19 protein-coding genes, 1 tRNA gene and 1 pseudogene are annotated in these 26,868 nt (G+C 69.1%); 14 read left to right on the top strand and 7 right to left on the bottom strand.

All coding sequences use genetic code 11. The features are described from left to right. The first annotated feature begins 7 nt into the window (after window positions 1–7). Entirely contained in the window at window positions 8–5,035 is a 5,028-nt protein-coding gene (locus LQ326_RS30505) for a DUF6531 domain-containing protein (RefSeq protein ID WP_234542279.1), read from the top strand. Between the two features lie 418 nt (window positions 5,036–5,453). Here LQ326_RS30505 and LQ326_RS48405 read toward each other — a convergent pair. Further along, window positions 5,454–5,609 (bottom strand): annotated as a pseudogene (locus LQ326_RS48405) (NF041680 family putative transposase); the annotation flags it as partial. On the opposite strand from LQ326_RS48405, the gene LQ326_RS30495 reads away from it, so the two are divergent. Further along, on the top strand, window positions 5,581–5,892 hold the full coding sequence (locus LQ326_RS30495) for an IQM protein middle domain-containing protein (RefSeq protein ID WP_234542264.1): 312 nt from the start codon (window positions 5,581–5,583) through the stop codon (window positions 5,890–5,892). The pseudogene LQ326_RS48405 and the gene LQ326_RS30495 sit on opposite strands and share 29 nt — an antisense overlap. Further along, window positions 5,889–6,569, top strand: coding sequence for a hypothetical protein (locus LQ326_RS30490; protein ID WP_234542263.1), 681 nt, complete (start codon window positions 5,889–5,891; stop codon window positions 6,567–6,569). Before LQ326_RS30495 ends, LQ326_RS30490 begins: the two co-directional genes overlap by 4 nt. 352 nt (window positions 6,570–6,921) lie before the next feature. On the opposite strand, the gene LQ326_RS30485 is transcribed toward LQ326_RS30490, so the two are convergent. The 4 genes from LQ326_RS30485 to LQ326_RS30470 form a co-directional block, all read right to left on the bottom strand. Next, complete coding sequence (locus LQ326_RS30485; protein WP_234542262.1) at window positions 6,922–8,313, bottom strand: MOSC domain-containing protein; 1,392 nt, start codon at window positions 8,311–8,313, stop codon at window positions 6,922–6,924. 321 nt (window positions 8,314–8,634) lie between these two features. Further along, window positions 8,635–9,438, bottom strand: a complete 804-nt coding sequence (locus LQ326_RS30480; protein ID WP_234542261.1) for a nucleotidyl transferase AbiEii/AbiGii toxin family protein — start codon at window positions 9,436–9,438, stop codon at window positions 8,635–8,637. Between the two features lie 8 nt (window positions 9,439–9,446). Further along, window positions 9,447–9,767, bottom strand: coding sequence for a hypothetical protein (locus LQ326_RS30475; protein ID WP_234542260.1), 321 nt, complete (start codon window positions 9,765–9,767; stop codon window positions 9,447–9,449). Window positions 9,768–10,179: 412 nt separating this feature from the next. Continuing rightward, window positions 10,180–10,251 (bottom strand) — tRNA-Arg (locus tag LQ326_RS30470). A 152-nt stretch (window positions 10,252–10,403) separates the two neighbouring features. Between LQ326_RS30470 and LQ326_RS30465 the strand changes: the two genes are divergently transcribed. After that, window positions 10,404–10,841 carry a response regulator gene (locus LQ326_RS30465; protein ID WP_234542259.1) on the top strand — a complete coding sequence of 146 codons (438 nt, stop codon included), beginning with the start codon at window positions 10,404–10,406 and terminating at the stop codon, window positions 10,839–10,841. A 2-nt stretch (window positions 10,842–10,843) separates the two neighbouring features. Here LQ326_RS30465 and LQ326_RS30460 read toward each other — a convergent pair whose 3' ends face one another. After that, complete coding sequence (locus LQ326_RS30460) at window positions 10,844–11,080, bottom strand: hypothetical protein (protein WP_234542258.1); 237 nt, start codon at window positions 11,078–11,080, stop codon at window positions 10,844–10,846. Between the two features lie 29 nt (window positions 11,081–11,109). Here LQ326_RS30460 and nrtL point away from each other — a divergent pair, with 29 nt between their 5' ends. The 6 genes from nrtL to rho all read left to right on the top strand — a co-directional run bounded on the left by nrtL (window position 11,110) and on the right by rho (window position 19,784). Beyond that, entirely contained in the window at window positions 11,110–12,087 is a 978-nt protein-coding gene (gene nrtL, locus LQ326_RS30455; protein WP_234542257.1) for an ArgS-related anticodon-binding protein NrtL, read from the top strand. 19 nt (window positions 12,088–12,106) lie between these two features. Continuing rightward, window positions 12,107–13,498 (top strand): diaminopimelate decarboxylase, encoded by a 1,392-nt coding sequence (lysA, locus tag LQ326_RS30450; protein WP_234542256.1) that lies wholly within the window; start codon window positions 12,107–12,109, stop codon window positions 13,496–13,498. A 137-nt stretch (window positions 13,499–13,635) separates the two neighbouring features. Continuing rightward, on the top strand, window positions 13,636–14,934 hold the full coding sequence (locus LQ326_RS30445; protein ID WP_234542278.1) for a homoserine dehydrogenase: 1,299 nt from the start codon (window positions 13,636–13,638) through the stop codon (window positions 14,932–14,934). A gap of 6 nt (window positions 14,935–14,940) precedes the next feature. Then, complete coding sequence (thrC, locus tag LQ326_RS30440; protein WP_234542255.1) at window positions 14,941–15,999, top strand: threonine synthase; 1,059 nt, start codon at window positions 14,941–14,943, stop codon at window positions 15,997–15,999. Window positions 16,000–16,382: 383 nt separating this feature from the next. Continuing rightward, window positions 16,383–17,324 (top strand): homoserine kinase, encoded by a 942-nt coding sequence (gene thrB / locus LQ326_RS30435; protein ID WP_234542254.1) that lies wholly within the window; start codon window positions 16,383–16,385, stop codon window positions 17,322–17,324. 405 nt (window positions 17,325–17,729) lie between these two features. Then, on the top strand, window positions 17,730–19,784 hold the full coding sequence (gene rho / locus LQ326_RS30430; protein WP_234542253.1) for a transcription termination factor Rho: 2,055 nt from the start codon (window positions 17,730–17,732) through the stop codon (window positions 19,782–19,784). A 213-nt stretch (window positions 19,785–19,997) separates the two neighbouring features. On the opposite strand, the gene LQ326_RS30425 is transcribed toward rho, so the two are convergent. After that, entirely contained in the window at window positions 19,998–20,666 is a 669-nt protein-coding gene (locus LQ326_RS30425; protein WP_234542252.1) for a hypothetical protein, read from the bottom strand. A 1,359-nt stretch (window positions 20,667–22,025) separates the two neighbouring features. Here LQ326_RS30425 and LQ326_RS30420 point away from each other — a divergent pair. The 4 genes from LQ326_RS30420 (at window position 22,026) to prfA (ending at window position 26,835) form a co-directional block, all read left to right on the top strand. Further along, complete coding sequence (locus tag LQ326_RS30420) at window positions 22,026–23,756, top strand: trypsin-like serine protease (protein ID WP_234542277.1); 1,731 nt, start codon at window positions 22,026–22,028, stop codon at window positions 23,754–23,756. Window positions 23,757–23,974: 218 nt separating this feature from the next. Continuing rightward, window positions 23,975–25,090 (top strand): LCP family protein, encoded by a 1,116-nt coding sequence (locus LQ326_RS30415; RefSeq protein WP_234542251.1) that lies wholly within the window; start codon window positions 23,975–23,977, stop codon window positions 25,088–25,090. A gap of 329 nt (window positions 25,091–25,419) precedes the next feature. Then, window positions 25,420–25,644 carry a 50S ribosomal protein L31 gene (gene rpmE, locus LQ326_RS30410; protein ID WP_030049623.1) on the top strand — a complete coding sequence of 75 codons (225 nt, stop codon included), beginning with the start codon at window positions 25,420–25,422 and terminating at the stop codon, window positions 25,642–25,644. Between the two features lie 114 nt (window positions 25,645–25,758). Further along, window positions 25,759–26,835 (top strand): peptide chain release factor 1, encoded by a 1,077-nt coding sequence (gene prfA, locus LQ326_RS30405; protein ID WP_234542250.1) that lies wholly within the window; start codon window positions 25,759–25,761, stop codon window positions 26,833–26,835. Window positions 26,836–26,868 lie beyond the last annotated feature (33 nt).

Raw genomic sequence — 26,868 nt, 5'->3', positions numbered from 1 at the left:
CGTGGTGATGTACGGGCCGGGGGGCGATCCGCGTTCGTGGGTCGATGCCCTGGAGGTCTCGCCGCGTTCGGCCAACACGGGGGTGGTCATCCCCGGGGAGACGCTGACCTTCGGCGCGGACGTCTGGAATTCGGCGACCGACTACGACGCGGTCAACAAGGTCTACCTGGACGACACCTATCCGGTTCACGTCACCTGGGACGTCGAGGCGTGCGGTACGTCGACCATCATCGACACCGGCCAAGTGGTCACCTCCCACCCGAGCCATACGTTGATGAATCCTACCCCGTCGACGCCGCCGCGCGTCTACGCGAGCTATGCGGTTCCTGCGGACTGCTCCATCGGCACTTACATCAGCATGTCGGTGACGGGAACGGTTGATGGCGGGGGCGGGGGTACAGCCGCCGTTTCCGCCTACAAGTTCGCAGGCGTGCCGACTGAACAATCCTACGGTGGCCGGTGCGGCGGCACGGCTTCCGGAGCAGTCCGTCCCCAGGCGCTGCGGTGCGACCCGGTGAACACTGCGACGGGTTCCTTCTCTGAGTCGTTCACCGATGCCACCGTGGCGGGGAGCGGTGTGCCCTTCACCCTGTCGCGTGGCTATGCCTCCAACGACTCCGTGTCCGGTGCGCTGGGAACCGGCTGGACCTTGCCCTGGGAGACGTCCCTGACCGTGGCGTCCAATGGTGACGTCACGGTCCGCGACGAGAACGGCGCCAGGTTCACCTACACCAAAACGACGAGCGGTGCCTTTACCACCCCCGTCCTGGCCCGCTCGACGCTGGCAGCGGTCTCCGGCGGCTACACGCTGACGACGCTGGATCACCAGGTGCTGACATTCAGCGCGGCAGGGCTCCTCACCAGCAGAAAAAACAGGTCTGGACAGGGCCTGACGTTCATGTACTCCGGCAGCGAGCCCTCGACTGTCACGGACGCGGCCGGGCGCACCGTGACCCTCTCCTACACCGGGTCTGCGCTCAGCAAGGTCACTCTCGCCGACGGCCGGCACGTCGACTACGGCTACACCTCGGGACGGCTGAGCTCGGTCACCGGGGTCGACGGGGGTACCACCACCTACTCGTACGACAGCGCCGGCCGCCTGACGGACATTCACGATCCGCGGGGCAACGACGTCGTCTCCAACACGTACGACTCCTCCGGGCGGGTGGTCTCGCAGACCGACGGCGCGGGTGCGACGACGACGCTGGCGTACACGACGACCGGGGAAACCGACGTCACCGCTCCCGACGGGGGAGTCTGGAGCGACCTGTATGCCGGCGGCCTGCTCGTCGCCCAGTACGACCCGTTCGGGAACCGTACCTACTTCGGCTACGACGCCTACGGCAACCGGACTTCGGTTCTTGACCCGCTAGGCAACCACACCACCTACAGCTTCGACGCCGCGGGCCACATGCTCACGCAGGTAACGCCCACCGCCACACAAAGCTGGACCTACACGTCCGGCAACGTGGCCAGCTACACCGACGGACGCTACTACCAGACGAGCTACGGCTACGACAGCGGCGGGCATCTGACCTCGGTTACCGACCCCGCCGGCGCCGTGACCGCGATGACGTACACAGCAGCCGGCCTGCCCGCCACGGTGACAACGCCCCGCGGTGAGACGACCTCCTACGGATACGACAACGCTGGCAACCTCACCTCGGTCACCTCGCCGCTCAGCGAGAAGACGACCGCGACCTACGACTCATCCGGCAGGCGGCTCACCGGCACCGACGCCCTCGGCAACACCACCACCTACACCTACGACACCGACGACAACGTCACCTCGGTCACTGACCCGCGGGGCAAGAAGACCAGCTACGGCTACGATGCCGATAGCAATCTGACCTCGGTCACCGACCCGCTCGGCGCGACGACCTCCTACGCCTACGATGCGGCGAACCGGCGGACCTCGGTCACGGGACCGGACAACAAGAGCACCGCCTACGCCTACACGGCGACCGGCAAGGTCAGCTCCGTCACCGACCCCTTGGGCGGGGCCACCAGCCACACCTACGACAAGGCCGGCCGGCTCCTCACCACGACATCGCCACGCGGCAACGTCTCCGGCGCCACCAAGGCCAACTACACCTGGACCTACGGATACAACAGCGCCGGCGACCAGATCACCGCCACCGACCCCACCGGGGCGACCACCGCCACCGCCTACGACGGATCCCACCGGCCCGTCACCGTCACCGACCCGCTGAACAGAACCACCACCTACACCTACGACGCCGACGGCAACCCCACACAGACCAGCAACCCGCTCGGCCAGAGCATTAGCTGGACCTACGACAAGACCAACGTGGTCACAGCCGTCACCGACGGCCGCAGCTACAAGACGGCATACGGCTACGACGCCGACCACAACCTGACCTCCGTCACCTCGCCCCTGGGCGAGATCACCAGCTACACCGTCGACGGCGACGGGCGCCGGCTCACCGCCACCGATCCCCGGGGCAACGCCACCGGCGCCACCGCGGCCGCGTACACCTGGACCTACGGCTACGACAAGAGCGGCAATCCTCTCAGCGTCACCGACCCCACCGGCGCCGTCACCCACCGCACCTACGACGCCGACGGCAACGTCGCCTCCGCCACCGACGGACGCGGCAACACCACGGCATACGCCTACGACGCCGACGACAACCTCACCACCGTCACCGCCCCCGACACCGGCACCACCGCCTACGCGTACGACGCCTTCGGTGACGTCACCAGCCGCACCGACGGCAACGGGCACACCACCGGCTACACCTACGACGCCGACCAGCAGCTCACCAAGACCACCGACCCGCTCAGCCGTGCCGTCTCCTACGCCTACGACGCCGACGGCCACCCGACCAAGACCACCAACGCCCGCGGCCAGACCATCACCACCGCCTACGACGGCCGCGGCCTGCCCACCGGCGTGACCTACAGCGACGGCACCGCCTCCGTCGCCTACACCCACGACGCCGCGGGCCAGGTCACCGGCATCACCGACGCCACCGGCAGCCGCACCGCCACCTACGACACCGCGGGCCGCCTCCTCACCCTCACCACGCCGGGCAGCACCACCCCCTTCACCTACACCTACGACGCCGACGGCGACGTCACCGCCCGCACCTACCCGGACGCCACCAAAGCCACCTTCACCTACAACGCTGACGACGAGATCACCGGCCAGAGCGCGAACTCGGCCTCCCTCACGTACGCGTACGACCTCGACGGCAACCTCACCACCAGCACACTGCCCAGCACCAACGGCTATACGGAGACCCGTACCTACGACGGCGCCGGTCAGTTGGCAAGCGTCGGCTCCGCCAACGCCACCACCACGCTGGCCAAGTGGACGGTCACCAGGGACGCCAACGGCTCTCCGTCCACCTTGACGTCTACCCGCTCGGGGACCACCGCCCCGCCCACCGGCTACACCTACGACGCCAACGGCCGTCTGCTCTCCGAGTGCACCGCCCCCACGGGCTCCACCGGCTGCCCGACCGGCTCCACCAAGACCACCTACACCTACGACAAGGCCGGCAATCGGCTCACCAAGGCCCTGAGCAGCCCCAGCACCACCAGCAGCACGGCCTACACCTACGACACGGCCGACGAACTCACCAAGACCACCACCGGCACGGCCACCACCGCCTACACCTACGACGCTGACGGCAACGAGACCGCCGCCGGCTCCACCACCTACAAGTACAACGCCGCCAACGAAATCTCCGGCGCGACCGTCGGGTCCACCACCTACGCCTACACCTACGACGCCGACGGCAACCGCACCACCACCAAAACCGGCAGCACCCTCACCCGCACCACCTACTGGGACATCAACAACCCCCTGCCGCAGGTCGCGGACGAGACCAACGGCTCCGGGACCCTGATCGCCGACTACCGCTACGACCCCCTCGGCGAACCCCAGGCCCTGCACACCAGCGCCGGCACCTACTACGACCACCACGACCCCCAGGGCTCCGTCACCGACCTCACCTCCTCCACCGGAGCCGACCAGACCAAATACACCTACGACGCGTACGGCAACACCACCGCCACCACCCTGGCCACTGGCGCACCGGCCAACCCCTTCGCCTACACCGGCCAGTACCAGGACCCCGCCGGCACCGGCCTCGGCTACCAACTCCGCGCCCGCACGTACGACCCCACCACCGGCCGCTTCACCAGCACCGACCCCGCACCTGCATCCCTCACCGAACCCGCCACGTCGCCCTACGCCTACACCGACGACGACCCGACCACCCTCACCGACCCCTCCGGCGCCTGCCCGCTGTGCGTGAGCGCTGCCATCGGCGGCGTCATTGGCGGAGTCCTCGGCGGCGTTAGTTACTCCCTGAGCCACCCTCACGACTTCAGCTGGAGTGGCCTCGGCACGGCCGTCGGCACAGGCGCGCTGTACGGCTTGGGTGCCGGGTTGCTCATGCCCTCGGCCGGCGCCGGCGTCGCGGACCTCCTGGGCCTGGAGGAAGGCAGCACGGCGGCCACGATGACCTCGGGGGCCGTCACGGCGGCAGTGGGCGCAGGTAGCATCCTCTCCGCTTGGTGCGGACCAACCACCCCCTGGGACCTGCTGCGCAGCGCTGCGGGCGGAGTAGGAACGGGAATCGACGCCTCCCACGGTTTCATGCAGAAATACAGCACCTGGCTGGGCGGAGCCGGCATCGCGCTAGGTGTCCTTTCCATGATCACCCCACTGGGGTGGGTTGCCGACGCAGCCCTGTTTGCTGGTTTCGCACTGGGCGGGGCCACCACCGCAGATGCGTGTTTCTCCCAACAGTGGGGAGGCTGTGCCATGGGAGCAGCGAGCCTTGGAATGGCCGGGGTTGGATATGGAGCAGGTAAGATGGCTGATTCACTGCGGAAAGAAGCGGTAGGGGCCCCCATATTTACGCGAATGTCTATGAAGTTCGGAGCGCTGGTGAGCCGCGGATTGGCCGGAGTTGGCAACGTGAGTTCGGTCGGCTACGCAGTGATTGGAACTGCCTCGGGAGGGAACCTGGGTGACGACAGGCGCGAGGACAACTAGACCATGAAAAGATCCGATGCGCCTCTCTCCGTGGGAGCCCTCGATGAAGTGAAGCGGATACCCTGGCGAGCCAGAAAGTGCCTGGGTAGAGCACAGAAGCGCGGCAGGACGGGGGTCCTTCTGATCGCTGAAATCAGAGAGCCGATCCGAAGTCTCACCGACAGGGCGGGTACCGTGTCTATCCGCGAGAACGGCCTAGAGATTTGTTATCGAGACCGATTCAGCAAAGCGCCGAAATTCGTCGAACTCGCGCCTGGTCTTCATGAACTAGAATTCACGGTGATCCGCTTGAGGGAAAGCAGGACGAGTTCGTTCCGAAGGGCCGTGGAACTGCAGGAGGGCGACGTCCTGGTTGCATTGTGCGATCCCGTGCAACCCAACACCTTCTACAGGAAGAGTCAGGCCGTGGACTCATGGTTCGTCGGGATTCTTTCACCGCCGTAGAAACGCGTTGGATGGCGGTGGCCTCGGCAACGTCGTCCTCGGGGCCGAGATGGACGGCGCCCAGCAGTTGGCACCAGGACGTCCGGCCCAATTCGGGGGCGGTGACGAAGGAGTTCGGCCAGCCGGGCACGACCTATCTCTGGGCCGTCGGCGCCGATGGAAATCTGCGAATCCTCGTGGAAGCATCCCGCAAGATCAAGCACTCGGTACTGTTCCGAGGGGGCCCGGTGCGGGGTGCCGGAGACGTGATCATTGAAAATGGGGAGGTCGGTATGATAAGTGACCAGAGTGGCCACTATTATCCTCTGCTGGATCTCGATGTCCCTGATTCCTATCTCCAGTCGGGCGTCGATGCCTTCCTTAATGCGGGCGTGCCTGTTCCCGACGAAGTCATTCAGCCATACGCTCGGTGATCGTCTTGAATAGCCCAATAAGTGACTACCGGATGCTCGTTCGGCTTGAGCCTACCCAGCTGTCGGAGGCCCTGTGGCGGTTGTCGCCGCCGTTGTCCCACGGCCGTAGGGCACGGTGGATTCTCGTCCTGCTGGACATCGCCATCACGGACTCCTATCCGGTCAACGAGGAGCCGGATGTTGACCTCACGATGCGTATCGGTTTCGCGTCGCGGCTGCTCGATTTCATCGAGCGTGAGCTGCAGATTCCCGATTGGAGTCGCATCGCCGACGAGTACGTGGGTTTCGCACGCAAGGCGAAAGAGGCCGGGCTGCGGGATATACCCCTGAATCTGAAGGTAGATTCGGTGGTGGGGCGAATATCGGGTTGCTTCTCATTTACCCGCCAGCAGGCCGTGCAAGTCGCCGATGCGAGACGTGAGCGTTACCTGGAAGCGCTGACCGCAGATCTGGAGGAGGAGGAGTTCAACCGTGCGGTCCAAGTTGACGGCGTCGCCGAACTCCTGACCATCATCAATCTGCTCTCCCTGTCGCGCTGGTTCCAGGGGAAGGTCGTCGACGTGGACCTGGCGGAAGAACTGGACGCATGGCTCGATGTCCACCCCGACCTCGAACTCGGTGACGCCGTGGCGCGCTTGCTCGCCGAGCGAAGGAGAAAGATTCAGGGGAGGCATTGATTGTCAAGCTGAGGCGTCAGCATGTCCCTCCCTGCTGCTCACCGGGGGCGACTCGGTTCCACTTGATCCAGCTTGCGTGAGCGGAGGGCGCAGCAGTGGTGCTCGGAGCAGACCGTGACCCGACCAGCGCATGCCCTGACCAGGTGGTTCCGGACCCCGAACCAGTGTCCGGAAACACCCAGCAAGATCCCGCCAGGACTTTTAATCCATTGGTTGTGGGTTCGAGTCCCACACGGCCTACGGATGCGGGGAGGGGGTTACCCCCTCTGACCTGCCGTGCGGCGCTCGGCTCGGCTTCGGCCGGGTCAGGCGCTGTGGCGTTTTCGGGCCCGTCGCACCACCCGCCGGAGGTTCACCGCCGCCGTGGCTCACAGGTCGAGGACGACGTCTGCGGCGGGTTTTGAGCAGCAGATGAGGATGTTGCCCCGGGCGGGGGGTTCGACGGGGTCGGGTGAGTAGTCGACGGACCCGCCGGCCGGTGGGGCGCGGGCGCGGTGGCCGCACCCTTGATCCCGGGGGTGAGGGCGGCGCCCGCGCCGAAGATCTCGGTGTGGACACGGGAGGCGTCGAGGCCGTCGGCCACGAGCGCGGCGGTGAGGCTGTCCATGAAGGACGCGGGGCCGCACAGGTACGCGTCGGCGTCGGTCGGCAGGCCGAGCCGGCGGATGGGCTCGGCCGAGAGGCGGCCCCCTTCCGCATAGTCCACGCCCAGCCGGTCGTCGGCGGCCGGCCTGCTGTAGTAGACGGTCGACCGTGCGTTGGGGAGGGTGGCGATCAGTTCGCGGCTCTCCTGGGCGAAGGGGTGCTCGGTGCCGTCGCGGGCTCCGTGCAGCCACCACACCTGACGGGTCGAGTGTTCGCGGGCGAGGGCGTGCAGCATGGCCAGGACGGGGGTGACGCCGACCCCGGCAGACAGCAGCAGCACCGGATTGTCGCCGGCGGTCAGGTAGAAGGTGCCACGGGGCGCGGCGGCCTCCAGTTGGTCACCGACCCGGATGTGGGCGCGCAGCTTGTTGTTCGCGGCGCCGTGCGGTTCGACCTTCACGCTGATCCGGTACGCGCCGGTGCCCGGCTCGCCGGACAGGGAGTAACTGCGGATCAGGGGTGGTACGCCGCCCTTGGGCCGGACCTTGACGGTGAGGAATTGGCCCGGCAGCGCCGAGCCGTCCGCGGCGGCCAGGTGCAGGGAGAACACACTGCGGCTCTCGGGCTGGATGTGCGTGACGGTCAGCGGGCGGAAGCCCGGCCAGGCGGGCGGAGGTGCGGTGGCCGCGGTGCTCAGTCCGGCACTGTCCGAAGAGGCGCCGCCCTCGGCCTGGTCCAGCAGGGCCTGCATGGAACTCTGCCAGCCGGGGCTGAGCGCGGGGATCCGCAGGGCCCGTTCGACCTGTTCGCGGGTGTGTCCGGGCAGGTGGAGCACCCGGTCGATCTCTTCGACGGTCATCGCCTCGGGGCCGGTGGAGACCTTAATGATCGCCTGGCCGGCCTCGACCTCGCCCTCCTCGATGACGCGGAGGTAGAAGCCGGGGCGGTGGTGCGCCACGAGCAGTGCGGCCATCTGCGGCTCGCCCATGCGCAGTCCCACCCGGTAACAGGTCACGCGGGGTTGGGTGACCTCGAACAGGGCCGCCCCGATGCGGTAGCGGTCCCCGATGCACACCTCGTCGTCGGGCAGCCCGTCCACGGTGAAGTTCTCCCCGAACTGCGGGCTGCTTGTCCTTGACGACGAGCAGGGAGCGGGCACCCTTCTTCCGTAGGAAGCGGGTATGCCTGCGCCGGGTGTGCAGGGCGTCGTCGGTCGAGGGGCGCCAACAGGCGGGCGAAGCAGGTGATTTCGTTGGTCTTCTTCGGGACACGTGGCTGACTGACGGGTTGTCCGCTGTCGGTCATGGCGGCCCGCAGGTATGCGGCCTGTGTGGTGCCCTGACGGGAGCCGTGGGCGGCCTGCCGTCCACCGGCGAGCGTGTCCGTCCAGGCCGGATCGCATCTCAACAGGTCGGCGAGCCCTCCGGGGCACTGCGGAGATCACCCGGCGAATCGACGTGGCACTCGGCGGGATGGAGGATCAGCCCCTGCGGGGGCCGTGGGGTGGTGTTCGGCCGGGAGAGCCGGGGGCGGGGGGAGGGGGCTTCGTGGTGGTGTTCGGGTTCTGCTGTGCAGACTGGTCCCGGCGCGGTGGAGTGCGAGCCGCTGCAGTGGTTCGCTTGCCTTCGGGTTTCTCGTCCTGGGGCGTGATGAGTTGGCGTCGCCAGTCGGCGAACCGCTCGCGCAGCACTGCGGCCTCGGCGGCGGTAAGGCCGTAGGCGGCGAACTGCTTGTCCGTGTAGCGCTGGATGCGGGCAAGTGAGTCGGCGAACATCTGCGGATCGAAGCCGTCGTCGTTCTGCCTGGCCAGTTCCATCAGGCGTTCGCGGGTGTATCCGGCCTTGAGAAGGCCGTCGACGTCGATGGCGTCGCGGACCTCGGCCCGGCCGTCCAGTGCGCTGGTCTTCCCTGCTGCGACGTCGTCGGGGTGCAGAACCGGACCGAGTTCGGAGGGCACGGGCGGATGGTTGAGGAACTCGGCGACGAGTTCCACCTTGTTCTGGACGCCGCTGACGGGGTCGGTGACGTTCAGCCGGGTGTAGGTGTGCTCGGCGTTCTGGTGGGCCAGCTCCACGGTGAAGCCCGCGGCTTCGTAGGCGTCGATGACACGCTCGGTGGCCGCGGGCATTTCGGCGGTGGCCCGGTCGATCGGAGCGAAGAGGTCGACGTCGTCACTGACCCGGCTGACGATCTGGTGCGCCTGGACGGCGTAACCGCCTGCCAGGGCGTAACCGAAATCGTTGGCGAGTGCGTCGAGCCCGATGCGGATCAGCCGACGGTGCACCTCGTCCACTATGCCGCAGCCGCCGCAGGCGAGAGCTCGGGGAAGCGGGCCTGCCAGGCCACAAGTGCCGGGGCCGGCAGGAACAGGTCGCTCCAGTGCCGGCGCAACAGGCCGGCATCGAGGTGCGACTGCAGGTCGGCCGGGGACTGGGCCTCGCGGATCACCCGCTCGTACATGAGGAGCAGGTCGGCCTCGTCGGCGAGGTCGTAGGCGTAGGGCGGGCCCCAGTCGATGTGCCGGGGCAGGGTCACGGTGCCCGAGATCGGCCCGACCAGCTCGTCGAGTGACTCCGGCAGCGCGTAGACCCTGGCTGCGGCGTACCTACTCATACGCCCAGCATGCCGTATCCCGGGGCGCCGTGGTACCGACACGGGCAAGCACGCCAGCAGTGGGCGTCATGCTGGATGAAACCCCAGGTCACAGCGGTTCCCTGTGCTGATCCGGAAAGTCAAACGGCCCGTTCCTCCGCATGTTTTCCGACCGCGCATGCGCGAAAAAGTGCAGCTCGCAGCCGGTGTCTGCCGGTGTCGGCTCTGCTTTTGCCGTTCCCGTCCCGTGAATGTCCCGCGCGAGCGATTTCGCGGGATCGGACATTTGGGATTCCATCCGTGTGGTGTCGGAAAACCGCAGGTCGAAGACTCATCGGATCGAGTGGTCACGAGCAGGTAGGCCGTGTGCGTTTTGGCATGCACAAGAAAGGCCCTGACCCGCGTTTCCGCTGGTCAGGGCCTTAATGGGATGTGCCCCCGGCAGGATTCGAACCTGCGCACACGGCTCCGGAGGCCGTTGCTCTATCCCCTGAGCTACGGGGGCGTCTGGCGTTGAGCTGTTGCTCGCGGCGACGGGTAGAACACTACCAGCTCGGGCGGGGTGATCAGGAACAGGTTTCCCGGGGTGCCTCCCCGCAGTGGGCGGAAGTCGGGAAAACCCGGACGCGGTGGCCGGTCTCGACCTACTCTCGAGTTGTGCCAGGGGCGTCGGGCCGGGTGCTTGTTGTGGACGACAACAAGGTCATCCGGCAGCTGATCAGGGTCAATCTCGAACTGGAAGGTCTCGAGGTCGTGACCGCGGCCGATGGTGCCGAGTGTCTGGAAGTCGTTCATCGGGTGCGGCCCGATGTGATCACCCTCGATGTGGTGATGCCTCGGCTCGACGGGCTGCGGACGGCCGCCCAGCTGCGTGCCGATCCCCGGACCCGTGATCTCCCGCTCGCCATCGTCAGTGCCTGTACGCAGTACGAGGTCGAGGCCGGTCTCGGCGTCGGCGTCGACGCGTTTCTCGCCAAGCCCTTCGAGCCGGCTGAACTTGTGCGGACGGTGCGGGAGTTGATCGAGCGGCGGCGGGGCTCTGAAGAGGGAGAGCGGGCCGGGGAGCGGGCCGGGGGCAATCCCGCCTATCCGTGAGGTCAAGGTGAGGTCGAGGCCGTGGTCGTGGTCGTGGCCGTGGCTGTGATCGAGGCCAAGGTGCGGCCGTGGTCGTGGACGAGGCTGTGGTCGGGGTCGGGGTCGGGGTCGGGGTCGGGGGCGGGGTCGAGTGCAGTGGTCGAGGCCGTGGTCGTGGTGACGTCGGCGTGAAGGCATGGCGCGGCGTCGCCGGATCCCTCCGTCCACATCCCGGGACCCGCCCGAACCGGCTCGCCCACCCACCCCCCTCCTCCCCTACGCTTGTCCCGTGACCCCCGTGGAGCTCTCCCGTACCGTGCTGGGCGCGGTGCGCCGTGCCGTGGACGAGGGGGAGCTGAGCGTGAGCGTGCCGGAGCGCGTCGTGGTGACGCCGCCGGGGCCGGGCGGGTGCGGGGACTACGCCACCAACATCGCGTTGCAGCTCGCCGGCCCCGCCGGGCAGCCGCCGCTCCGGGTCGCCGAGATCCTGCTGGCCCACCTCGCGGACGCGACCGGCGTCGCGGACGTCGTCGTCACCGGGCCCGGGTTCCTCAACATCTCCCTCGCCTCCGGGTCCTCGCCGACCACCGCCCTGGTCGGGGAGATCCGCCGGCTCGGGGCCGCCTACGGCCACGGCGACGCCCTCGCCGGGCAGGTCGTCGCGCTGCGGGTGCCGTACGACGTCCGGGCCGAGGTCGTCGCCGACGCGGTGGTGCGGATCGTCGCGACCCAGGGCGGGCGCGGTGAGGTCGATCACGGTGAGCCCGCCAGTCTGCGGCCCGTTCCGGCGCCGGAGGATCCGGCGCTGCTCGGGCCCGACGCCGCGCAGTGGGCGCTGCTGCATCCGGCCGCCCACGACCGGCCCCGGATCACTGCCGATCACCTGGTGCAGCGCGAGAGCAATCCGCTGTTCCGGGTGCGGTACGCCCACGCCCGGGCGAGGGCCGTCGGGCGGGGTGCCGGGCGGCTCGGGTTCGACGCCGTACCGGGTGACGTCCGGGACGCCCCGAGCGGCCTCGTCGCCGCCCTCGCCGACTACCCCCGCGTCCTCACCGGCGCGGCCGTCCATCGCGCCCCCGACCGGCTCGCCCGGCACCTCGTCACCGTCGCCGACGCCGCCCTGCCGTTCCTGCCGACCGTGCTGCCCCGTGGCGAGGAGAAACCCTCGGCCGCCCACCGTGCCCGGCTCGCCCTCGCCGAAGCCGCCGGGACGGTGCTGGCCGGCGGCCTGTCCCTGCTCGGCATCGACGCACCCGATCACCTCTGAAGAGAGCGCCAGAAGAGCAATGAGCCGTTCCGCACACCCCGCCGGGCCCCGGCACGCCGACGTCCTGCCCGAGGGGCACTACGCCGCGCCGCCCACCGACCTCAACGCCCTCGACGCCAAGGTCTGGGCCCAGACCGTCACCCGGGACGCCGACGGGGTCGTCACCGTCGGCGGTGTCGACGTGAAGACCCTCGCCGAGGAGTTCGGCACCCCCGCCTACGTCCTCGACGAGGACGACTTCCGGTCCCGGGCGCGTGCCTGGCGCGCCGCCTTCGGGCCGGACGCCGACGTGTTCTACGCCGGCAAGGCGTTCCTGTCGCGGGCCGTCGTGCGCTGGCTGCACGAGGAGGGACTCAACCTGGACGTGTGCTCCGGCGGGGAGCTGGCCACCGCGCTGTCGGCGGGCATGCCCGCCGACCGGATCGCCTTCCACGGCAACAACAAGTCCGAGGGGGAGATCCGCAGGGCGGTCGAGGCCGGTGTCGGGCGGATCGTGCTCGACTCCTTCCAGGAGATCGTGCGGGTCGCGCACATCGCGCGGGAGCTCGGCCGGCGGCAGCGCGTGCAGATTCGTATCACCGTGGGTGTGGAAGCGCATACGCACGAGTTCATCGCCACCGCCCACGAGGACCAGAAGTTCGGGATCCCGCTGGCCGGCGGGCAGGCCGCGGAGGCCGTGCGGCGGGCGCTGCAGCTCGACGGGCTGGAGGTCATCGGGATCCACTCGCACATCGGGTCGCAGATCTTCGACATGTCGGGGTTCGAGGTCGCCGCGCACCGGGTCGTGGGGCTCCTCAAGGACATCCGGGACGAGCACGGCATCGAGCTGCCCGAGATCGACCTGGGCGGCGGCCTCGGGATCGCGTACACGAGTGACGACGACCCGCGCGAGCCGCACGAGATCGCCAAGGCGCTCACCGAGATCGTGACGAGGGAGTGCGAGGGCGCCAGGCTGCGGACGCCGAGGATCTCCGTCGAGCCGGGGCGGGCCATCGTCGGTCCTACCGCCTTCACCCTCTACGAGGTCGGCACCATCAAGCCCCTCGACGGGCTGCGGACCTACGTGTCGGTCGACGGCGGCATGTCCGACAACATCCGTACCGCGCTGTACGACGCCGAGTACAGCGTCGCCCTGGTCTCGCGGACGAGCGATGCCGAGCCGATGCTCGCCCGCGTCGTCGGCAAGCACTGCGAGAGCGGGGACATCGTGGTGAAGGACGCGTTCCTGCCGGGCGACCTGGCACCCGGTGACCTCATCGCCGTACCGGCCACCGGCGCCTACTGCCGGTCCATGGCCAGCAACTACAACCACGTGCTCCGGCCGCCGGTGGTCGCCGTGCGCGACGGCGCGGCCCGGGTGATCGTCCGGCGGGAGACGGAGGAGGATCTGCTCCGTCTCGACGTCGGGTGACGCGGGAGGAAGATCTCCTGTCCGTGATCGCCACAAAATGAAATAGATGTCTCACGATCCGGACGAAGGGTAGAAACTCCCGTCCGGTGAGTGAGACTGGTCCAACCGTAGACGGTATGAGGAAACGAGGTCGGATGATGCGTACGCGTCCGCTGAAGGTGGCGCTGCTGGGCTGTGGGGTTGTCGGCTCAGAGGTGGCGCGCATCATGACGACGCACGCCGACGACCTCGCGCAGCGGATCGGTGCCCCCGTCGAGCTGGCCGGTGTCGCAGTCCGGCGGCCCTCCAAGGTCCGTGAGGGCATCGACCCGACCTTGGTCACCACCGATGCCACCGCCCTCGTCAAACGCGGCGACATCGACGTCGTGGTGGAGGTCATCGGCGGGATCGAGCCCGCCCGCACCCTCATCACCACCGCCTTCGAGCACGGCGCGTCGGTCGTGTCGGCCAACAAGGCCCTGCTCGCCCAGGACGGCGCCGCCCTGCACGCGGCCGCCGAGCAGCACGGCAAGGACCTCTACTACGAGGCCGCCGTCGCCGGCGCCATCCCGCTGATCCGGCCGCTGCGCGAGTCCCTCGCCGGCGACAAGGTCAACCGGGTGCTCGGCATCGTCAACGGGACCACCAACTTCATCCTCGACAAGATGGACTCCACGGGGGCGGGCTACCAGGAGGCCCTCGACGAGGCCACCGCGCTCGGGTACGCGGAAGCCGACCCGACCGCCGACGTCGAGGGCTTCGACGCCGCCGCCAAGGCCGCCATCCTCGCCGGCATCGCCTTCCACTCGCGGGTGCGGCTCGACGACGTCTACCGCGAGGGCATGGCCGAGGTCACCGCCTCCGACTTCGTGTCCGCCAAGAACATGGGCTGCACCATCAAGCTGCTCGCCATCTGCGAGCGCGCCGCGGACGGTGGCTCGGTGACGGCCCGCGTGCACCCCGCCATGATTCCGCTGACCCACCCCCTCGCCTCCGTGCGCGGCGCGTACAACGCCGTCTTCGTGGAGTCGGACGCCTCCGGTCAGCTGATGTTCTACGGGCCCGGCGCCGGCGGCGCGCCCACGGCCTCCGCGGTCCTCGGTGACCTGGTCGCCGTCTGCCGCAACCGGCTCAGCGGGGCAACGGGGCCCGGCGAGTCGGCGTACGCCGCCCTGCCCGTGTCCCCGATGGGCGATGTCGTCACGCGCTACCACATCAGCCTTGACGTCGCCGACAAACCGGGTGTTCTCGCCCAGGTCGCCACCGTGTTCGCGGAGCACGGGGTTTCGATCGATACGGTGCGGCAGCAAGGACGACAGGACGGGGACGGCGAGGCCTCCCTCGTCGTCGTCACCCACCGTGCCTCCGACGCCTCCCTCTCCGGGACCGTCGAGGCACTGCGCAAGCTCGACACCGTGCGGGGTGTCGCCAGCATCATGCGGGTTGAAGGAGAGTAACCAGCAATGACCCACCAGTGGCGCGGAATCATCGAGGAGTACCGGGACCGGCTGCCCGTCTCCGAAAGCACGCCGGTCGTGACGCTCCGTGAGGGTGGCACGCCCCTCGTGCCCGCGCAGGTGCTCTCCGAGCGCACGGGCTGCGAGGTCCACCTGAAGGTGGAGGGCGCGAACCCGACCGGGTCCTTCAAGGACCGCGGGATGACCATGGCCATCAGCAAGGCCAAGGAGGCGGGCTCGCAGGCGGTGATCTGCGCCTCCACGGGCAACACCTCCGCGTCCGCCGCGGCGTACGCCGTGCGCGCCGGGATGGTCTCCGCCGTGCTCGTGCCGCGCGGCAAGATCGCGCTCGGCAAGATGGGCCAGGCCCTGGTGCACGGCGCGAAGATCCTCCAGGTCGACGGCAACTTCGACGACTGCCTCACCCTCGCCCGCAAGCTGAGCGAGAACTACCCGGTGGCGCTGGTCAATTCGGTCAACCCGGTGCGTATCGAGGGGCAGAAGACGGCCGCCTTCGAGATCGTGGACATGCTCGGTGACGCCCCCGACATCCACGTCCTGCCGGTCGGCAACGCGGGCAACATCACCGCGTACTGGAAGGGGTACAAGGAGTACGCCCGTGACGGCATCTCCGCCCGGACGCCCCGCATGTGGGGTTTCCAGGCCTCCGGCAGCGCCCCGATCGTGCGCGGCGAGGTCGTCAAGGACCCCTCGACCATCGCCACCGCCATCCGCATCGGCAACCCCGCCTCCTGGCAGTTCGCGCTCGCGGCCCGGGACGAGTCCGGCGGCCTCATCGACGAGGTGACGGACCGTGAGATCCTGCGCGCCTACCGGCTGTTGGCCGCTCAGGAGGGCGTCTTCGTGGAGCCCGCCTCCGCCGCCTCCGTGGCCGGTCTGCTCAAGGCCGCCGAGCAGGGCAAGGTCGACCCCGGCCAGCGCATCGTCTGCACGGTCACCGGCAACGGCCTGAAGGACCCCGACTGGGCCGTCGCCGGCGCCCCGCAGCCGGTCACCGTGCCGGTCGACGCGGCCGCCGCGGCCGAGCGGCTGGGCCTGGCCTAGAAGAACGACTCCGCCTGGAAGAACGGCTCCGCCTGGAAGAACGGCTCCGCCTGCAAGAACGGCGCCGTCTAGAGAACGGCTCAAGGGGTACTCAAGGAGTGTTCAAGCCGTACTCGACAGGTGGAGGAGGCCGTACTCCACAGGTGGGGGAGCGAGGGCTCTCCCTACCGAGGGGGCACAGGGGGCTTACGACACGCATCGTGCGCCTCCTGTGCGCCCTATGTCGCCACAGAACCTTCCTTCGATAGGCTGTACCGAACCCGCCCGCTGCATATGCCTCCGCATATGGCGCGGTGCCGCGCCGTCTCCACGGCCCGAGGGTCCCTCACGTACCTATCGAATGTCATTCGACCATCACGCAGCTCAAGGAGAGTCATCGAGCGATGGCCGGTCCAGCGTTCCGCGCCGCCGCCGTCCGGGTGCGCGTCCCCGCCACCAGCGCCAACCTCGGTCCGGGCTTCGATGCCCTGGGCCTCGCGCTGGGGCTCTACGACGACGTCGTCGTCCGGGTGGCCGACTCAGGGCTGCACATCGACATCGCGGGGGAGGGCAGCGAGACGCTGCCACGCGACGAGAGCCACCTTCTCGTGCGCTCCCTGCGCACCGCCTTCGACCTGCTGGGCGGACAGCCCCGCGGCCTGGAGATCGTGTGCGCCAACCGCATCCCGCACGGCCGCGGCCTGGGCTCCTCCTCCGCCGCCATCTGCGCCGGCATCGTCGCCGCGCGCGCCGTGACCATAGGTGGCGAGGCCAGACTCGACGACGCGGCCCTGCTGGAGCTCGCGACCGAGATCGAGGGCCACCCCGACAACGTGGCGGCCTGCCTGCTCGGCGGTTTCACCATCTCCTGGATGGAGGCCGGCGCCGCCCGGGCGATCAGGATGGAGCCCAGCAATTCCATCGTTCCGGTGGTTTTCGTGCCCGGAAAGCCGGTCCTCACCGAGACCGCGCGCGGACTGCTCCCGCGCACCGTGCCGCATGTCGACGCCGCCGCCAACGCGGGCCGTGCCGCCCTGCTCGTCGAGGCCGTCACCCGGCGCCCCGAGCTGCTGCTGCCCGCCACCGAGGACCGTCTGCACCAGGAGTACCGCGCCCCCGCCATGCCGGAGAGCGCCGCTCTGGTGGAGCGGCTGCGCGCCGACGGCGTCCCGGCCGTGATCTCCGGCGCCGGACCCACCGTGATGGCGCTCGCCGACGCCGGCAGCGCCGACAAGGTGCAGGCCCTGGCCGGTGCGGACTGGGCGGCCAACCGGCTGGACCTCGACCTCCAGGGCGCCAGCGTGCTGCCGCTCGCGCCCGCCCATGACACCTCGAGCGACATGTGACGCACGGTTGCCGGATTTGGAGAGGGGGAATGTTTGTTGGATCCGGTAGTGTTAACCTCAAGTCTGCACCCGACCTCACCATGGCGAGGTGCTTCGTGTCCCCGTCCGGGACAGACATTCTTCCGGGAGTCTCCCAAGCCACTCAGCGTTCTGTATGACGTACCTGGGCAGTACGTCGTACCCGGGCACTGAGAGGGCCACTGGGCACGCTCCGGAACAGGTGCGACCACGCCACGTGACACCGGGTGCCACGGCTCGTCGGAAGCGCCGTCACCAGAAAATTCTTCCGCCGCTCAGGCGGAACACCGCCCCGGCACGGTCCACACAGGCAAGGACCGAAAGCCGGACAGCACAACCGGTCGCCGAGCCAGACAGGCCGACGTCCGCTCCAGGGAAGGACCCTTCGTGAGCGACACCACCGATCTGATGGGCGCACGTGTCGAGGAGACCGCTGCCGCGCCCGCCACGGACGCCTCCGCGCCTGCCTCCGGTGCCGGCTCCCGGCGGCGCCGCGGTACCGGCCTCGAGGGCATGGTGCTGGCCGAGCTTCAGCAGGTCGCATCCGGCCTCGGCATCAGGGGCACCGCGCGCATGCGCAAGAGCCAGCTGATCGAGGTCATCAAGGAGGCCCAGGCCGGCGGGGGAGCCCCCGCCAAGGCCGAGGCGGCCACCGAGACCAAGCCGAAGCGCCGCGCCACCTCCAAGGCCCGCACGGGCGACGACGCCGAGAAGAAGGCGGAGCAGCCCGCCGAGGCGCCCGCCGAGAAGGCCGTGGCCCAGCAGCAGATCGAGATCCCCGGCCAGCCGGCCGGCGGCACCCGCGCGGGCGAGGCCGAGCGCGCCGTCGACGACGTGCCCGCCGAGCGCCGCCGCCGCCGGGCCACCGCCGAGGCGGGCAGCCCCACCGCCACCGGCGCCGAGACCATCACCGCCGAGGCGAAGAGCGAGACGTCCGCGCAGCCCCAGCAGCAGGGCGAGGCCAGGGCCGACGCCGGCGACGACGGCCGGGGCCGCCGTGACCGCCGTGACCGCGGCCGTGACCGCGACCGGCGCAACAAGGGCGACGAACAGCAGCAGGGCGGCGGCCAGGCCGGCCAGGGTGGCCGGCAGGACCGTTCGGAGCGCCAGGACCGTCAGCAGCAGCAGCAGCAGCCGCAGCAGCAGGGTGGCGGCCGCCAGGACCGTGACCGTAACGCCGGTCCGCAGGACGACGACGACTTCGAGGGCGGCCGCCGCGGCCGCCGGGGCCGCTACCGGGACCGCCGCGGCCGCCGTGGCCGTGACGAGATCGGCGGCGCCGAGCCGCAACTCGCCGAGGACGACGTCCTGATCCCCGTCGCGGGCATCCTCGACATCCTCGACAACTACGCGTTCATCCGGACCTCGGGCTACCTGCCCGGCCCGAACGACGTGTACGTCTCCCTCGCCCAGGTCCGCAAGAACGGCCTGCGCAAGGGCGACCACGTCACCGGCGCGGTCCGTCAGCCCAAGGAAGGCGAGCGGCGCGAGAAGTTCAACGCGCTGGTCCGCCTCGACTCCGTCAACGGCATGGCGCCCGAACACGGCCGCGGCCGCCCGGAGTTCAACAAGCTGACCCCGCTCTACCCGCAGGACCGGCTCCGCCTGGAGACCGACCCGGGCGTGCTGACCACCCGGATCATCGACCTCGTGTCGCCGATCGGCAAGGGCCAGCGCGGTCTGATCGTGGCCCCGCCGAAGACCGGCAAGACCATGATCATGCAGGCGATCGCCAACGCGATCACCCACAACAACCCCGAGTGCCACCTGATGGTCGTCCTCGTCGACGAGCGTCCGGAAGAGGTCACCGACATGCAGCGGTCGGTCAAGGGCGAGGTCATCTCCTCGACCTTCGACCGCCCGGCCGAGGACCACACCACGGTCGCCGAGCTCGCCATCGAGCGCGCCAAGCGTCTGGTGGAGCTGGGCCACGACGTCGTCGTGCTGCTCGACTCGATCACGCGTCTGGGCCGTGCGTACAACCTCGCGGCGCCGGCCTCCGGCCGCATCCTGTCCGGTGGTGTCGACTCGACGGCCCTGTACCCGCCGAAGCGCTTCTTCGGCGCGGCCCGCAACATCGAGGACGGCGGCTCGCTGACCATCCTCGCCACCGCGCTGGTGGACACCGGGTCCCGCATGGACGAGGTGATCTTCGAGGAGTTCAAGGGCACCGGCAACGCCGAGCTCAAGCTCGACCGCAAGCTCGCCGACAAGCGCATCTTCCCGGCGGTGGACGTGGACGCGTCCGGCACCCGTAAGGAAGAGATCCTGCTCGCCCCCGACGAGCTCGCCATCGTCTGGAAGCTGCGCCGGGTGCTGCACGCCCTCGACCAGCAGCAGGCGGTCGAACTGCTCCTCGACAAGATGAAGCAGACGAAGTCGAACGCCGAGTTCCTGATGCAGATTCAGAAGACGACGCCGACGCCGGGTAACGGCGACTGATCGCTGTCGTGAAGTAAAGCAAAGGGTCGCCCCTCGCAAAGCGCAGGGGGCGACCCTTTGTGTTGCTCGTCTGGCGCCTCCGAGAGGGCTCGTCCGATGTAGTGATACCAGTCACACCAATCCGGTTTCTTTTCCTCCGCTTACTTGGATAAAAGAGCCGGTCGCGGGAGCGGGAGCGGTCGGCGTCCCGCATTTGTGGTGTTCCTCAAGCGATCATTTCCGGCCGGACAACAGGTCCTTGGCTGAGAACGATCCGGTGGCGGGACCCATGCACGGGGTGACATCCGTCTCCTCGCCCGCCGCGACGCCTGCCTCGCAGAGCCGACCGCCGTTCTCGCGCAGGTCGAGGTAGAAGCGCGTGGTCCTGCCGTCGTGCTTGAGATCGTGGATGCGCTCGTCGACATAGCCGAGGCGGTTCAAGCTCTTGCGAACCTTGGCTGGGGTGGGTTCCGAGACTTCCTGCAGCGCCTGGATGATGCGCTGCTCGTGCTGGACGCTCGCACACCGATCGCGCTCACTCAACCGCGCACCCGGTTCCGTGGGTGCGCCGGGCTCGATCGGTTCAGCCGGGGGCGTCCCGCCAGGGGGGAGGCTGGGGTCCCCTTGCGGACCGGTCGGTTCCTTGTCGGTGGGCCCGGACGGGGCCCCGGTCGAGGAACACGGCTGCGCGACCTTGTCGAGCATCGCCACGAACGCCGCCTGCTCGGCGGTCGAGGGGGTGGCACTCACCTTGGCGCCGGCGCCCGCCGGCCCACTCGCTGTCCCACTGCCACCCAACCCGTCACTGCCACAACCGGTGAGCGCCAGAGCTGCGAGGGCCGCGGCCGCCAGGGCGCGCCGGGGTTGGGTGAACGTGCTGACGGGTGCAGTAATGGGTGTCATGCGCGCAGTCTCCGGCCGTCACCCCGCGCCGTGCATGAGTGCGCGTACTCATTTGCAGGGGCTGCTCGCGTTCAGTTGATGGCCGGTTTTCCCTGCCCCAGGAAAGTGGCACTGCTTTCTGGTGGTTGTGAAATCGGTAAGAGTTGATCCAGCGTCTGCGCCGATCCCTCGATCATTCACCATTGCTAGCGGAAAGACCGTCGCCTACACGGGCGCCGACGCGCCCCGCATCGACGTCGCCCAGGCGCTCGGCGTGACCGTTCAGCCAGCGACGACCGGCAGTGACTTCAACTGCGACAAAAAGGAGGACATGGCCGTCGCCGATCCGGAGGCGACCGTCAGCGGTGATGCCAAGGCCGGTCTCGTACGCGTCGTCTACGGCGGTGGCAAGGGCACGTCGGAGCTGAACCAGGGCCTCGCATCGGTGCCCGGCGACGCCGAGCCGAACGACTGCTTCGGCGACTCCCTCGCCACCGTGGACTACACCAAGGGCGGCTGCACCGACCTGGTCGTCGGCACCTCCCGTGAGGACGTCGGCAGCGCGACGGACGCCGGCACCGTGGACGCGATCTACGGAAGCCTCCGGAGGTCTCGGTACCGGCAAGGCGGCACTCCACCTCGAACAGGGCATGGGCTCCGAAGGCATCCTCACCGCGTCCTCGGAATCCGGGGACCGCATGGGCGCACAGGTCGCTCTCGGCAACCGGGCTCCGGGGGCGACCGCGACCGACGAGAGTCTGGTGGTGGCCGTCGGCGTGCCGGGCGAGGACATCGGCACGGTTGCCGACGCGGGTGCGGTGCAGGTCTTCGGTCTGCGCGGCACTCCGGGTGCCGCCGACCGGTGGGTGGAGGCCGGCAACAGCTCCGGCCTGCCGGGAACGCCGACCGCCGCACAGGCGGCGGGCACCAGCCTGTACGGCACGCGGGCCAATTTCTACATCGGTATGCCCTATGGACCGGGCGCCTACGGCTCGCTCTACGCGATGCCGTGGGCGAACGTGACCGGAGGCACCGCACAGCCGGTCACCACCTGCGCACCGGGCACAGGTGGCCTCCCGGCCGCCGGCTCCGGTTCGGCATGTCCGCTCGGTGAGCGACGGCTCCACGGCCGCGTAGCCCCGATCATCCCGGGACGAGAAGAGGTCCGCCCCCCGAAAGACGCGGGGGGCGGTCCTTCGTGTTCCTTCTCCGATGTACGATCGCGCCTTCGGTCAATTGACCGAATCACGAACTCCTTATCCCGAGGGGGGGACTTAGGTGGATACACCCACGTCCGGGAGCGGTCGTCACAGACGCCGGATACGGCTCGCGCTGCCCGTCGCGGCGGCCGGGGTCGCCGCGGCCGTCGCCGCCGCGCTGATGTCGTCGTCCGCGAGCGCGGCCACCCAGCCGGCGCCCACGGTCAAGCCGGCCGTCAGCACGCCGTCGCAGGCCGTCCTGAACCAGCGGATCGCCCGTGCGATCGCCGCCGACAGCGGTACGACGACCACGCCGAAATCCACCGCGAGCGGTTCCGCCGTCTCGCCGAAGATCATCGGTGGCGGTACGACCACCATCTCCGCGGCGCCCTGGATGGCGCAGCTCTGGTACTACGACACCAAGGGCACCACCAGCACCAGCGACGACGTCGGCTTCTTCTGCGGTGGCTCGGTCATCTCGCCCACGAAGATCCTTACGGCCGCGCACTGCGTCAAGGGCTTCAAGTGGAGCACCACGGACTCCGCGGTCGTCACCGGCACCGCCTCGCTGCCCACCACCAACAGCGACGGCACCGCCAACCTGCACGGCGGCACCGCCACCGCCGTACTGCGCCAGTGGAACCACCCGTCGTACACCGTGTCGACCAACGGCGCTCCCAACAACGACATCGCGGTGCTCACCCTGGCGGCTCCCGTCAAGGCCACCCCGATCCGTATGACGACGTCCACGGACACCGCGTCGTACACCGGCACGGCCGCCCAGACCGCCAAGGTCTACGGCTGGGGCCGTACCAGCTCCACCACGCAGGACATCTCCGAGACGCTGAAGACGGCCACGCTGCCGATCGACTCGGACGCCACCTGCACCGCCACCTACGGCAGCACCGACTTCGTCAAGGGCCACATGGTCTGCGCGGGCAAGCCCGCCACCGGCAGCGACACCGGCACGACGACCACCTGCAACGGTGACTCCGGCGGTCCGCTGGTCGTCGGCGGCCGGATCGTCGGCGTCGTCTCCTGGGGCGTCGAGGACTGCGTCGCCGCGGGTGCCTACGCAGTCTTCACGAAGGTCAGCACCTACGTCGGTGCCGCCTACGCGCAGACCGCCGACAGCAACCTGAGTTACACCGACGGCAAGGCCGACCTGTTCGCCCGCAAGTCGTCCACCAAGGTCGGCTACGAGCTGGACTCCAAGGGCACTTCGCTCGCCGCCCGCCAGTCCTGGGGCGACTGGAGCGGCGTCAATGTCATCCTGCAGGCCGACCTCAACCGGGACGGTTTCCAGGACATGGTCTACCGGGTGTCCTCCACCGGTGACGTCTACTGGGACCACTTCGCGCTGAACAGCGCCCAGACCAGCGGCTCCTGGGTCACGACGAAGCTCTTCACCAACTGGAAGACCCGCAAGGCCATGGTGATCCCCGGTGACCTCACCGGCGACTACCTGCCCGACGTCCTCTCCGAGGACTCGAGTGGTGTCCTGTGGCTCTACCCGGGCAAGGGCAACGGCACCTTCGCCGCCCGCGTCCGCATCGGCAGCGGCTGGAGCCAGTACAACCAGCTGCGCGGCGTCGGCGACTTCAACGGCGACGGCAAGGCCGACCTGCTGGCCCGCAAGAGCAGCGGCGGCGACCTGTACCTGTACAAGGGCACCGGCAAGTCGGGCACCGGTCTCTTCTCGGCCCGTGTGAAGGTCCGCTCCGGCTGGACCGGCTACAACACCCTCGCCGCGGTCGGCGACCTGACCGGCGACGGCAAGGCCGACCTGCTCGCGCGCACCACCGGCGGCACGCTGTACCTCTACCCGGGCACCGGCAAGGGGACCAGCGAGATCTTCGGCACAAGGAAGTCGCTCGGCACCGGTTTCCAGCAGTACGACATCTTCGGCTGAAACACCTGGTGAGTGCGGTTCGCCCGCACTTGCCCGGTGACAAGGTGTGCCCATCGCGCTACGCGGTGGGCACACCGCGTTGTGCAACCCTTTCCCGGGTTTCGCCGTCTGACCAGGCGGAGCGACGATGGTCCGGTACACACCGATGATCCTGGTACGCCGGGCCTGACCCTGAAAGCAGGGGGTACGCGAGCAGTCGTAGGAGAACAGGGGAGCCCATGTCCGCCGAGAGCACGCCAGGTCCTGGCATACCCGGGCCCGGTACGAAGGCAGCCCGCCGCCGCGGGCCCCGCGGGGCGGGCCACAGGGCGGCCCTCGTCACGGCCTGGACGGCCGTCGGCATCCTCGTCCTCGGCGGCACCGGCGTCGGCTACCTGTACTTCAAGCTCAACGGCAACCTCAGGACCGTCGACATCAACCAGGCGCTCGGCGGCGACCGGCCCGCCAAGGTGGACAACGGCTCCGAGAACATCCTGGTCCTCGGCTCGGACACCCGCGCGGGCGCCAACAAGGAGCTCGGCGGCGGCGCGGACGACGGCAGTGCCCGCTCCGACACGGCGATGATCATCCACGTGTACAAGGGCCACCAGAAGGCCGCCGTGGTCTCCGTCCCCCGGGACACCCTGATCGACCGCCCCTCCTGCACCGACGCGAAGGGCACCACCCACCCCGCGGCGAGCGGCGTGATGTTCAACTCCGCGTACTCCACGGGCGGCGCGGCCTGTGCGGTCAAGACCGTCGAGTCGGTCACCGGCATCCGGATGGACCACTACCTGGAGGTCGACTTCTCCGGCTTCCGGAAGCTCATCGACGAGCTCGGCGGGGTCGAGGTCACCACGACGAAGGCGATCGAGGACCGGGAGAGCCACCTCGACCTCAAGGCCGGCACCCACAAGCTGAACGGCAGGCAGGCCCTCGGCCTCGTGCGCACCCGGCACGGCGTCGGCGACGGCTCCGACCTGGGCCGCATCCAGCTCCAGCAGGCGTTCGTCAAGGCCCTCGTCAAGCAGGTCGACCAGGTGGGCGTCCTCACCAGCCCGAAGAAGCTGTACGACCTCGCCGACACCGGGACGAAGACGATCACCACCGACTCCGACCTCGGCTCGGTCGGCTCCCTGACCGGGTTCGCGGACGGCCTGAAGTCCATCAGCTCCAAGAACATGCGCATGGTCACGATGCCGGTCGAGTACGACCCGTCGAACCCGAACCGGGTGATCGTGGCCGAGGCGAAGGCCAAGCTGGTCTGGACGGCCCTGAAGAACGACCGGCCGATCCCGGCCGGCGCGACGAAGGGGACGGCGACGGGGCAGGCCAAGGGGGTCGTGACGTCGTAGTCCGGGTGCGGGTGGGTGGGGGCTGGTGGCGCCCACGCGGCGGAGCCGCACATCGATACAGCCCCGCGCTCCTGAAGGGGAGCTACGGCTGACGCCCCTGAAAGGTGCGCGGGGAACTGGGCGAACAACCCACGACGGCCGGCACCCGCGCACGACGAAATCGTGGCACCCCCCTAGGCGCCGCCTCCCCCCACGCCCCGGAATAAAGATCGAAGCCCCCCGGTTTTGGGGGATGCGGTCAGTCCTGGCAGACTGATACGTCGGCCCCGGTTCACGCCCCGCAAGCCCGCGAAGGCGACCCGGTGCCCTCCCGATACCTAGGAGACACCTTGAAGCGCGAGATCCACCCCGAGTACGTCGAGACGCAGGTCAGCTGCACCTGTGGCGCGTCGTTCACCACCCGTAGCACGATCACCAGCGGCACCATCCGCGCCGAGGTCTGCTCCGAGTGCCACCCGTTCTACACGGGCAAGCAGAAGATCCTCGACACCGGTGGCCGTGTGGCCCGCTTCGAGGCCCGCTTCGGCAAGGCTGCCGCCGGCTCCAAGAAGTAGCGAGCTCCATTTCGCCGGTCCACGGCCACGCCCCCGTGAGGGGTGTGCCCGGGACCGGCGTTTTTGGTCGCCCGCCTTCCCTTCCGCACGCCGCAGCAGTATCAGGAGTCAAAAATGTTCGAGGCCGTCGAGGAACTCGTCGTCGAGCACGCAGACCTGGAGAAGAAGCTCGCCGACCCGTCGGTCCACGCCGACCAGGCCAACGCGCGCAAGCTGAACAAGCGCTACGCCGAGCTCACCCCGATCGTCGCCACGTACCGCTCCTGGAAGCAGACCGGCGACGACATCGAGACCGCGCGTGAACTGGCCGCCGACGACCCGGACTTCGCCGCCGAGGCCAAGGAGCTGGACAAGCAGCGCGACGAGCTCACCGAGAAGCTGCGGATGCTGCTCGTGCCCCGGGACCCGTCCGACGACAAGGACGTCATCCTGGAGATCAAGGCGGGGGCCGGCGGCGACGAGTCGGCACTGTTCGCGGGCGACCTGCTGCGCATGTACCTGCGCTACGCCGAGCGCGTCGGCTGGAAGACCGAGATCATCGACGCCACCGAGTCCGAACTGGGCGGCTACAAGGACGTCCAGGTCGCCGTGAAGACCAAGGGCGGGCAGGGCGCCACCGAGCCCGGGCAGGGTGTCTGGGCGCGGCTGAAGTACGAGGGCGGTGTGCACCGCGTGCAGCGCGTGCCGGCGACCGAGTCCCAGGGCCGTATCCACACGTCCGCGGCCGGTGTGCTCGTCACGCCGGAGGCGGAGGAGGTCGACGTCGAGATCAACCCGAACGATCTCCGGATCGACGTCTACCGGTCCTCCGGTCCCGGCGGGCAGTCCGTCAACACCACCGACTCCGCGGTGCGCATCACGCACCTGCCGACCGGAGTCGTCGCCTCCTGCCAGAACGAGAAGAGCCAGCTGCAGAACAAGGAGCAGGCGCTGCGTATCCTGCGCTCCAGGCTGCTTGCCGCGGCGCAGGAGGAGGCGGAGAAGGAGGCCGCCGACGCCCGTCGCAGCCAGGTTCGCACCGTCGACCGCTCCGAGAAGATCCGCACGTACAACTTCCCGGAGAATCGCATTTCGGACCACCGCGTGGGCTTCAAGGCGTACAACCTGGACCAGGTCCTGGACGGCGACCTCGACGCGGTGATCCAGGCCTGCGTCGACGCGGACTCGGCCGCCAAGCTCGCGGCCGCGTAAGGCACGTACGCACGCACGTATGTACGAGTGACG

It is taken from the genome of Streptomyces shenzhenensis (assembly GCF_021462265.1).
Lineage (GTDB): Bacteria > Actinomycetota > Actinomycetes > Streptomycetales > Streptomycetaceae > Streptomyces > Streptomyces shenzhenensis.
The sequence above is the reverse complement of the archived record's forward strand: the minus strand, read 5'-3'. Positions and strand labels throughout refer to the sequence as shown.

What these genes read in the sequence shown, in the direction of transcription:
- LQ326_RS30505 (WP_234542279.1), top strand. Translation starts at nt 8, where the DNA reads ATGTACGGGCCGGGGGGCGATCCGCGTTCGTGGGTCGATGCCCTGGAG.
- LQ326_RS30475 (WP_234542260.1), bottom strand. Translation starts at nt 9,767, where the DNA reads ATGAGTAGGTACGCCGCAGCCAGGGTCTACGCGCTGCCGGAGTCACTC.
- lysA (WP_234542256.1), top strand. Translation starts at nt 12,107, where the DNA reads ATGAGCCGTTCCGCACACCCCGCCGGGCCCCGGCACGCCGACGTCCTG.
- LQ326_RS30445 (WP_234542278.1), top strand. Translation starts at nt 13,636, where the DNA reads ATGCGTACGCGTCCGCTGAAGGTGGCGCTGCTGGGCTGTGGGGTTGTC.
- thrC (WP_234542255.1), top strand. Translation starts at nt 14,941, where the DNA reads ATGACCCACCAGTGGCGCGGAATCATCGAGGAGTACCGGGACCGGCTG.
- thrB (WP_234542254.1), top strand. Translation starts at nt 16,383, where the DNA reads ATGGCCGGTCCAGCGTTCCGCGCCGCCGCCGTCCGGGTGCGCGTCCCC.
- LQ326_RS30425 (WP_234542252.1), bottom strand. Translation starts at nt 20,666, where the DNA reads ATGACACCCATTACTGCACCCGTCAGCACGTTCACCCAACCCCGGCGC.
- LQ326_RS30420 (WP_234542277.1), top strand. Translation starts at nt 22,026, where the DNA reads ATGTCGTCGTCCGCGAGCGCGGCCACCCAGCCGGCGCCCACGGTCAAG.
- LQ326_RS30415 (WP_234542251.1), top strand. Translation starts at nt 23,975, where the DNA reads ATGTCCGCCGAGAGCACGCCAGGTCCTGGCATACCCGGGCCCGGTACG.
- prfA (WP_234542250.1), top strand. Translation starts at nt 25,759, where the DNA reads ATGTTCGAGGCCGTCGAGGAACTCGTCGTCGAGCACGCAGACCTGGAG.